The 9042-nt window shown below is 67.2% G+C and carries 5 protein-coding genes; 2 read left to right on the top strand and 3 right to left on the bottom strand.

Annotated elements, in window-relative coordinates:
* Nucleotides 1–232 precede the first annotated feature (232 nt).
* Both Msi02_RS42405 and Msi02_RS42410 read left to right on the top strand, forming a co-directional pair.
* Nucleotides 233–1159: a 4-(cytidine 5'-diphospho)-2-C-methyl-D-erythritol kinase gene (locus Msi02_RS42405; protein ID WP_204053357.1), complete on the top strand. Its 927-nt coding sequence runs from the start codon at nt 233–235 to the stop codon at nt 1157–1159.
* A 12-nt stretch (nt 1160–1171) separates the two neighbouring features.
* Entirely contained in the window at nt 1172–2980 is a 1809-nt protein-coding gene (locus Msi02_RS42410) for an ABC-F family ATP-binding cassette domain-containing protein (RefSeq protein WP_079313249.1), read from the top strand.
* Between the two features lie 83 nt (nt 2981–3063).
* Here the strand turns inward: Msi02_RS42410 and Msi02_RS42415 are convergent, their stop codons facing one another.
* The 3 genes from Msi02_RS42415 to Msi02_RS42425 all read right to left on the bottom strand — a co-directional run bounded on the left by Msi02_RS42415 (nt 3064) and on the right by Msi02_RS42425 (nt 8300).
* Nucleotides 3064–4518 carry a trypsin-like serine peptidase gene (locus tag Msi02_RS42415; protein ID WP_204053358.1) on the bottom strand — a complete coding sequence of 485 codons (1455 nt, stop codon included), beginning with the start codon at nt 4516–4518 and terminating at the stop codon, nt 3064–3066.
* A 426-nt stretch (nt 4519–4944) separates the two neighbouring features.
* The gene (locus tag Msi02_RS42420) at nt 4945–6525 is read right to left on the bottom strand and encodes a trypsin-like serine peptidase (protein WP_204053359.1); all 1581 of its coding nucleotides are present in this window, start codon (nt 6523–6525) and stop codon (nt 4945–4947) included.
* Between the two features lie 200 nt (nt 6526–6725).
* Nucleotides 6726–8300, bottom strand: a complete 1575-nt coding sequence (locus tag Msi02_RS42425; protein ID WP_204053360.1) for a trypsin-like serine peptidase — start codon at nt 8298–8300, stop codon at nt 6726–6728.
* Nucleotides 8301–9042 lie beyond the last annotated feature (742 nt).

The following is a 9042-nucleotide window of genomic DNA, read 5'->3' on the forward strand; positions in this document are numbered from 1 at the left end:
TCTGACGCTCTGACTGGACCACAGGAAAGGGCCCGGCCTCCAGCCGGGCCCTTTTCGCATACGCGGGCACGGCTGATCAGGGGAAACTCGCGAGATGTTCCGAGGGGCGTGTGACGCTAAGCTCGGATCTCATGGTCAGGCACAGACGACGTGGCCCCGCCCGTCGCCCGAAACCAGGACGACACGCACCAGGACGACACGCGCGAGGACGGCACGAGCCGGTGAACGGGCGATGAGCGCGATCACGGTGCGCGTGCCGGCGAAGGTCAACCTTCAGCTCGCGGTCGGCCCGCTGCGCGAGGACGGCTACCACGACCTGGTGAACGTCTTCCACGCGGTCTCGCTGTTCGACGAGGTCACCGCCGCCGAGCCCGCCGACGGGGACCTCTCCGCCGCCCCGCTCAGGGTCAGGGTCGAGGGGGACCACACCGGAGAGGTTCCGGTGAGCGACGACAACCTCGCCGTCCGGGCCGCCATGGCGCTGGCCGACCGGGCGGGCCGTTCCTACCGGGCCGACCTGCTGATCCGCAAGTCGATCCCCGTGGCCGGAGGCATGGCCGGGGGGAGCGCCGACGCCGCCGCGGCCCTCGTGGCCTGCAACGAGCTGTGGGGCCTCGGCCTGCCGGTCGAGGACCTGATGGAAATCGCCGCCGACATCGGCAGCGACGTGCCGTTCGCGCTGCTCGGCGGCACCGCCGTGGGCACCGGACGCGGCGAGCGGCTCGCCCCGCTGGAGACCGCCGGGATCTTCCACTGGGTCTTCGCGCTCGCCGACGGCGGCCTGTCCACCCCCAGGGTGTACGGCGAGTGCGACCGGCTGCGCGAGGAGGCGGGGGTGGCGGCGCCCACGCCCGCGGTGAGCGAGGCACTGCTCGCCGCCCTGCGCGAGGGCGACGCGAAGGCGCTCGGGCAGGCGTTGTCCAACGACCTCCAGCCCGCCGCGCTGGCGCTGCGTCCCTCGCTCGCGGACACGCTCGCCGCGGGTCGTGCGCACGGGGCGCTCGGCGCGCTCGTCTCCGGCTCCGGCCCGACCTGCGCCTTCCTCGCCGAGTCGGCCGAGCGGGCGCACGAGCTGGCCGGCCTGATCAAGGACGTGGACGGCTGCCGGGCCGTCGTCACCGCCCACGGGCCCGTCCCCGGGGCCACCGTGGCCGGATAAGCTTTACGGGCGATGAATCTGGTCAATCTGGAGTCCGTCTCCCACGCCTTCGGGCCCAAGCCTCTGCTCGCCGACGTCTCTCTCGGGCTGGAGCAGGGCGACCGGATCGGCGTCGTCGGCCGCAACGGCGGTGGCAAGACCACGCTGATTTCGATCATCGCCGGAACGCTCAAGCCCGACAGCGGCCGGGTGACCCACACCCGCGGGCTGCGGGTCGGCACGCTCTCCCAGCGTGACCAGTTCGACCCGGACGCCGCCGTGAAGGACATCGTCCTGGCCGGCCGGGCCGAGCACGAGTGGGCCGGCGACGCCGCGATCAGGGAGATCCTCGCCAACCTGCTCGCCGACATCGACCTCGCGGCTCCCGCGGGCGCGCTGTCGGGCGGTGAGCGGCGCCGTACGGCCCTGGCGCGGCTGCTGGTCGAGGAGCACGACCTGCTGATCCTCGACGAGCCCACCAACCACCTCGACATCGAGGCCATCGCCTGGCTCGCCGGGCATCTCGTCCAGCGCAAGTCCGCGCTGCTCGTCGTCACCCACGACCGGTGGTTCCTCGACGCGGTCTCCACCCGCACGTGGGAGGTCGTGGACGGCTCCGTCGAGCGATACGAGGGCGGTTACGCGGCGTACGTGCTGGCCAAGGCGGAGCGGGCGCGGATCGCGCAGGCCGCGGAGGAGCGCCGGCAGAACCTCATGCGCAAGGAGATCGCGTGGCTGCGGCGCGGACCGCCGGCCCGGACTTCCAAGCCCAAGTTCCGGATCAACGCGGCCGAGGCGCTGATCGCGAACGAGCCGCCGCCGCGAGAGACCGTCGAGCTGCTCAACTTCGCCTCGGCACGGCTCGGCAAGACCGTCGCGGACCTGGAGGACGTGACGCTCCACGCCGGCGGCCCGGGGGCAGGTCCGCTGGTGCTCGACCACTGCACGTACCAGTTCGGCCCGGGGGACCGGATCGGCCTGATCGGCGTGAACGGCTCGGGCAAGTCGTCGGTGCTGCGCCTGCTGTCCGGCACGGTCGAGCCCGACTCCGGCCGGGTCGTACGCGGCAAGACGGTGCGGCTCGCGCACCTGTCGCAGGAGCTCGCCGAGCTGGACCCCACGCGGCGGGTGCTGGAGACGGTCGAGGAGATCCGCAAGTACGTCCAGGTGGGCAAGAAGGAGTGGTCGGCCTCCCAGCTGCTCGAACGCCTCGGCTTCCGGGGCGAGGCCCAGTGGAAGGTCGTCGGCGACCTGTCGGGCGGCGAGCGGCGGCGACTGCAGCTCCTCCGGCTGATCATGGACGAGCCGAACGTGTTGCTGCTCGACGAGCCGACCAACGACCTCGACATCGAGACGCTCACCGAGCTGGAGGACCTCCTCGACGCCTGGCCGGGCACGCTCGTGGTGGTCAGCCACGACCGGTACTTCCTGGAGAGGGTGGCCGACCGCTGCGTCGCGCTCCTGGGGGACGGCAGGCTGTCGATGCTTCCCGGCGGCGTGGACGAATACCTGGAACGCCGCGCGTCGGGCGCCGCGTTGTCGGCCCGCGCGGCCTCCGCCGCAGGCGCTCCCGAGGGGGCCGTCCAGGACGACCGGCCGGCGCCTGCGGCCGGGCCGTCCGCCAAGGAGCTGCGGGAGCTGCAGAAGGAGCTCAACCGGCTGGAACGGCAGATCGACAAGTTCGGTGAGCGGGAGGTGAAGCTGCACGCCGAGATGGCCGAGGCGGCGAGCGACTTCGAGCGCCTCGCCAAGCTCGACGCCGAGCTCCGCGAGATCGCCGCGCAGAAGGAGGCGGCCGAGCTCGAATGGATGACGGTGGCGGAGCGCCTCGAAGGGCAGTAGAGCGTCGCCGCGGTCGCCGATGCGCGGAGAAACGGAAAGGGGCCCGGCGTGATGCCGGGCCCCTTCGCGTACGTGGTGGCGGATCAGACGATCTTGCCGGACCAGTTGTTGGCGGCGACCTTGTACACGCCGTAGGTCTCGCCGTCGAAGTACGGGGAGACGCTGGTGTCGTAGCGCTGGTTGCCATCGCGGTCGGCGACGCCGATGGTCACGCCGTTCAGGTAGCCGAGCCGCTTCTTGTTGCTGTAGCGGTACAGCCACGCCGAGCCGAGCGCGCCCTCACCGGTGAACGACGACTTGATCCCCACGAGCTCCTGGGCGTTGATGGTGGGGGAGCTGGCCTTGAACGTCTTGCCGTACGACCACTTGAGGGTGTTGCCGGAGAAGGCGTGGTTGCCGTCCGGGTGCGACCCGCTCGGGTAGCCGAACACGAAGGTTCCGCTGCCGATCTTCTGGTTGTAGGCCAGGCCCTGTCCGCCGACGTTGGAGCCGAGGGTGCCGACGTCCTTGAGGCCGATCGACAGGGTCCGGCCGGTCAGGCGGTAGTCGACGTCGTAGTTGATCCAGTAGGTGCGGACGACGAACTTGTCGCCCTTCTTGAGGTAGAAGGCCTTGCCGTCGGCCGACGCCTTGCCCTCGACCCAGCCGTCGGGCTTGGAGGTGTACTCCTTGTCCGTGACGCCGGTGCCCTCCTTGAAGGGCCCGTTCGCGGGAGTGCCCTCGGGGTTGAGCTTCTTCCACTCGTCCCGCTTGACGTAGACCTTCTCCGACTCGCGGGTGCCCTCCTTGACCACGTGGTCGGTGTCGAGGACGGGCCGGATGCGCAGGTGCGAGTAGGCGCTGTCCTTGTCGAGCCTGGCCTTGGCCCGCCTCGCCTCACGGGAGGTCTCGTACGTCTGGGCGTAGCTCTTGCTGGAGCCGCCGGTGGGCAGGACGCCGTTGTAGACCGTGACGAACGCGTAGTCGCGGTCGCCGTCCTCGTAGACGTCGTAGTCGTAGTGGGTGTACGCCGTCTTGCCGACGTAGATGCCCCACGGGGTCTTGCCCTGGTAGTAGCCGGGGACGAAGACCCACTTGTCGAGGGTCGCCTTGTTGCTCTTGGTGTCGTACACGCAATGGCCGGCGGTCGCCACCAGGTTCTTGTAGTGCGACTGGACCGCGGTCGCGGTGCACCAGTGGGGCCTGTGGTCGGCGCCGATGAAGAACACCTTGCCCGTGGTGCGGGGCAGGTTGACGTTCTTCGTGCTGGTGGTCGCCTTCTTGTCGCCGCTGGAGCCGACGACGCCGGGCTTGCTGTCCGCGGACGCCCCGCCGGTCGACACGTGCTTGGCCGAGACTCGCGTCTCCACGTTGTACGGCCTGGCGTTGCGGAGGTTGGCCATGCGCTCGCCGAACCAGAAGGCGGCGACCTGCTTGGCGGCGAAGTTGGAGCCGGCCAGGGTGTCGTGCGGTACGGAGTCCGCGTGTGCGGGGGTTGCGACGACCGCGGAGGCCAGCAGGCCGACCGCGATGCCGCCGAGGGTGAGGGTGCGCTTCAAGGGGTGTTCTCCTCGATCTGTCGGGGGCACAAAATGCGCCCACTCGTCAGTAAAGGGACGGTAAGAAAGCTATCGGAGGAGTCAGGCGGAAAGTAGCGCCGAGAATCGCTCCGCATACGCACCCGCGATGATCAGGGCCGGATCCGATCCTGAATGTTTGCTGTGTTTTCGCTGATGAGATGCTGATTCAGAGATGCCGTGATCACACTGAGTCACCGGTCGTTTAGGTGATGAATGTGATGTAAATCACAATCGTGAGGTGGAACCGTGCGACGGTGTGATCACGTCTGATTTTGCCCGCACGACGACTCCCGGCGGGGTGAAAGCGTAGGGCGAGCCCGCGGAGTGACGTGGGAAGACACGGAGAGCCGGGAAACGAGAGAAGGGCCCGGCGGACTGCCGGGCCCTTCTCATGAGGTCGATCGCTTAGACGATCTTGCCGGACGCGGCGGCCGCGGCGACCTTGTAGACGCCCAGGGTCTCGCCGTCGAAGTACGGCGAGATGCTGGTGTCGTACCGATCGTTGCCGTCGGTGTCCGAGACGCCGATGGTCACGCCGTTGAGGTAGCCGAACCGCTTGCTGTTGTCGTACTTGAACAGCCAGCCGGAGCCGAGCGCGCCCTCACCGGTGAAGGAGGACTTGATGCCCTGAAGCGCCTCGCCCTTGATGGACGGCGCCGCGGCGGGGAAGGTCTTGCCGTAGCTGTACTTGAGGGTCTTGCCGGTGAAGGCGTAGTTGCCGTCCGGGTGCGACCCGCTCGGGTAACCGAACACGTAGGTCGGCTGGCCGACCTTCTGGTTGTACGCGAGGCCCTGGCCGGGGACGTTGTCGCCGAGGCGGCCGACGTCCTTCAGCGTGATGTCCACGATCTTGCCGACCAGCTTGTAGTCCAGGTCGTACTTCGCCCAGAAGTTGACCTTGTAGTAGCCGTGGTCGTAGATGAAGTAGACGCTCTTCCCGTCCTCGGAGACGCGGAACACGAGGTCGCCGAGCTTCACCTCGTCCTTGGCCGAGTCGTACTCGGTGAGCGAGACGCGGGTGACCTTGATCCCGGTGCCGGGCGCGGTCTTGAAGTCGGTCGTCTCCCCGCGGCCCTTGTTGAGGATCTCCACCGCGTCCTTGGTCGCGGGGGCCTTGTTCTCAGCCGTCAGAGCCGGCGCCTGGAGGTTCTGCCAGTGCGCCCAGGTGCAGACGTCGATCCACGTCTGCTGGTATTCCTTGTTCTTCTTGTCCCTGACGACCGTCTCGGGCTTGGACACGAACGGCACGATCTTGCCGGCCCAGCCCGTCTCCTTGGTCTCGACGTCCTTCTGCACCTTCTCGGCCTCGGCCAGGGTCTTGAAGACCCGCTTGTCGACCCAGTTCTTGACGCTGTCGGTCTTCACGTCGGTGACCTGGACGCCGTTGTAGACGGCCACGAACGCGTAGTCGAAGTCGCCGTCGGCGTAGACCTCGTAGTCGAAGTGGGTGAAGGCCGTCTTGCCGACGTAGATGCCCCACGGAGTCTTGCCCTGGTAGTAGCCGGGGACGAAGACCCACTTGCTCATCGTGTCCTTCTCCTTCACTGTGCTGAAGACACAGTGACCGGCAGTGGCCACGAGGTTCTTGTGCCCGCTCTGAATGGCGGTGGCGGAGCACCAGTGCGGCTTGTTGTCGGCGCCGACGAAGAAGACCTTGCCGGAGGACCGGGGCAGGTTGACGTTCTTCGAGGTGCCGGTGGGCTTCTGGTCGCCGCTGGACCCGACGACGCCCGGCTTGTAGGAGGCGGGCTCCTTGGGCAGGTGGGCGATGACCTTGGAGGAGACCTTGGTCTCGACGTTGTACGGCGTGGCGTTGATCAGGTTGGCCATCTTCTGGCCGTACCAGAACGCCGCCACCTGCTTGGCGGCGAAGTTGGTCTCGGCCAGGGGCTTGGCCGGAACCGTCTCCGCCTGGGCGGGGGAGGCGACGACGGCGGAAGCCAGCAGGCCGGCCGCCACGCCGCCAAGAGCGAGGGTGCGCTTCACTTTTTCTCCCAGGTCTGGCGTGGGGCGTGACTTTTGCCCCATGCGTCAGTAAAGGATGAGAATAAAGTTATCGGAGGAGATCATGGGGCGTAAGGGCTGTTACTGGAGCGATGCCTGACAGCCACCCCGCGATATAGGAAAAGGGCCCGGCTGGAGGCCGGGCCCTTTCCTGTGGTCCAGTCAGACCGTCAGAGGGATTCTCAGACGATCTTGCCGGAAGCGAACTTTGCGGCGTACTGGTAGACGGCCAGGGTCTCACCGTCGAAGTACGGGGAGACGCTGGTGTCGATGCGCTTGTTGCCGTCGGTGTCGGAGACCGCGATGGTCACACCGTTGAGGTAACCAAGACGCTTGGTGCTGCTGTAGCGGTACAGCCAGGACGAGCCGATCGAGCCCTCGCCGGTGAAGGAGGACTTGATCCCGACGAGCTCCTCGGCCTTCATCGCGGGAGCGGCGGCCTTGAAGGTCTTGCCGTAGGCCCACTTGAGGGTCTTGCCGGTGAAGGCGTAGTTGCCGTCCGGGTGCGACCCGCTCGGGTAACCGAAGACGAAGATCCCGGTGCCGATCTTCTGGTTGTAGGCCAGGCCCTGGCCACCCACGTTGCTGCCGAGGGTGCCGACGTCCTTCAGCGCGATGTCCACGATGTGGCCACGCAGCTTGTAGTCGATGTCGTAGTTCACCCAGAGGGTGACCTTGTACCAGCCGTTGTTGTAGGCGAAGTAGAAGGTCTTCAGGTCCTCGGAGACGCGGAACTCGTCGTTGCCGTACTTGGCGGAGGAGAACTCGTCGTGGCTGATACGAGTAACGGTGACGCCGGTACCCCGGGACACCTTGAAGTCCGTCGTGCCGCCACGAGCCTGGTTGAGCTTGGCCGCCAGCTCGTCGACCTCCTGCTGGGACGGGCTGTTGCCGAAGGTCCGGTTCTCGTAACCCCAGCCCTCCTGCGCCCGAAGGAAGTCGAAGATGTTGACGTACTCCCTCTTCGACTCGTCGTGCCGGTTGCGGACCACAGTCTTGTAGTCCACGACGGGGACGATCTCGCCGGCCCAGCCGGTGGTCTTGAGCTCGAGGTCCTTGCGGGCCTTCTCGGCCTCGGCGCGGGTGTCGAAGACGCGGTTGTCGACCCAGTTCTTGACCTTGTCCACCGACACGCTGGTGGGCAGGACGCCGTTGTAGACGGTGACGAACGCGTAGTCGCGGTCGCCGTCCTCGTACACGTCGTAGTCGTAGTGGGTGTAGGCGGTCTTACCGACGTAGATGCCCCACGGGGTCTTGCCCTGGTAGTAGCCGGGGATGAACACCCACTTGTCGAGGGTCTCCTTGTTGGTCACCGTGTCGTAGACGCAGTGACCGGCGGTCGCCACCAGGTTCTTGTAACCGCTCTGGACGGCGGTCGCGGAGCACCAGTGGGGCTTGCCGTCGCCGCCGATGAAGAACACCTTGCCGGTGGTCTTCGGCAGGTTGATGTTCTTCAGGGTGGCCGTGGCGGGCTTCTGGTCGCCGCTGGACCCGACAACGCCGGGCTTGCTGTCGGCCGAAGCGCCACCGGTCGAGACGTGACGGGTGGGGATCGTGGTCTCGACGTTGTACGGCGTGGCGTTGATCAGGTTGGCCTTGTTCTCGCCGTACCAGAACGCCGCCACCTGCTTGGCGGCGAAGTTCGTGTTCGCGAGGTTGATGGCCGGGATCTCGTCGGCGGCGTGAGCCGGCGCGGCGATGGCGGCAGAGGCCAGCAGGCCCGCCGCGATCCCGCCGAGGGCGAGAGTGCGCTTCATGGATTTCTCCCTGGTCTGTCGTGGGACGTCACTTGCGCCCCATGCGTCAGTGAAGGAACGAGGAGAAAGCTATAGGAGGAATAAGGGGTATGTAAGGCGGTTCCTGAGGTCTGTCCGTGAGGCACTAATGACGCTTCGGCGCCCGATCTTTCGTAGTTGACTGTGTTTCCGCTGATCAATACGGCATTCTCCGGCCCTCCTCGCGCCGAGTCATGGAACGGTTTAGGATCTTGTGTGACGCAAATCACATCGGATAGATGAAACCGGTGGGCGGTCGAGTCCCGTCCAAGCAGCCCTCGCTACCGGGGCGCGTGGCGGAAAGGATGCCCAGGGCAGATGCGCAGGGAGCTGAGAGCGCACGTGGAGGGCGTGCGGGGATGACGCCGCGTCGGTGCCGATCCCCTCTGCAATGGGCTGGAGGACACGGCGACATGCGCCGCTCAAGCGGCGGCCGGCCGGCGCCGGGCTGCGCGTCTGGGGCATTTCCCCAGCGGCCGCCGGCGGAGATCTGGGCGACAAGGCCAAGGGCCAAAGGTGTCGCGTTCCGCTGCGGGAGGTGACCTCCTACACCGTCGCCGGCGTGGACGGTGCCGTACAGGCGTGAACCGGATTCGCGCGGGAGTTCTGGGCGGCGCCTGAGCGCGCCCCTACGGCATACGGCGAAAGTTGACGAGAAATAGAAAAAGGGCCCGGATGGACATGCCATCCGGGCCCTTTTCTGTGGTCCAGTCAGACCGTCGGA

The sequence above is a fragment of the Microbispora siamensis genome, assembly GCF_016863095.1.
Taxonomy (GTDB): Bacteria; Actinomycetota; Actinomycetes; order Streptosporangiales; family Streptosporangiaceae; genus Microbispora; species Microbispora siamensis.

Excerpts from the sequence above, each read along its gene's own strand:
- Msi02_RS42405 (WP_204053357.1), top strand. The coding sequence starts at position 233 with ATGAGCGCGATCACGGTGCGCGTGCCGGCGAAGGTCAACCTTCAGCTC.
- Msi02_RS42410 (WP_079313249.1), top strand. The coding sequence starts at position 1,172 with ATGAATCTGGTCAATCTGGAGTCCGTCTCCCACGCCTTCGGGCCCAAG.
- Msi02_RS42425 (WP_204053360.1), bottom strand. The coding sequence starts at position 8,300 with ATGAAGCGCACTCTCGCCCTCGGCGGGATCGCGGCGGGCCTGCTGGCC.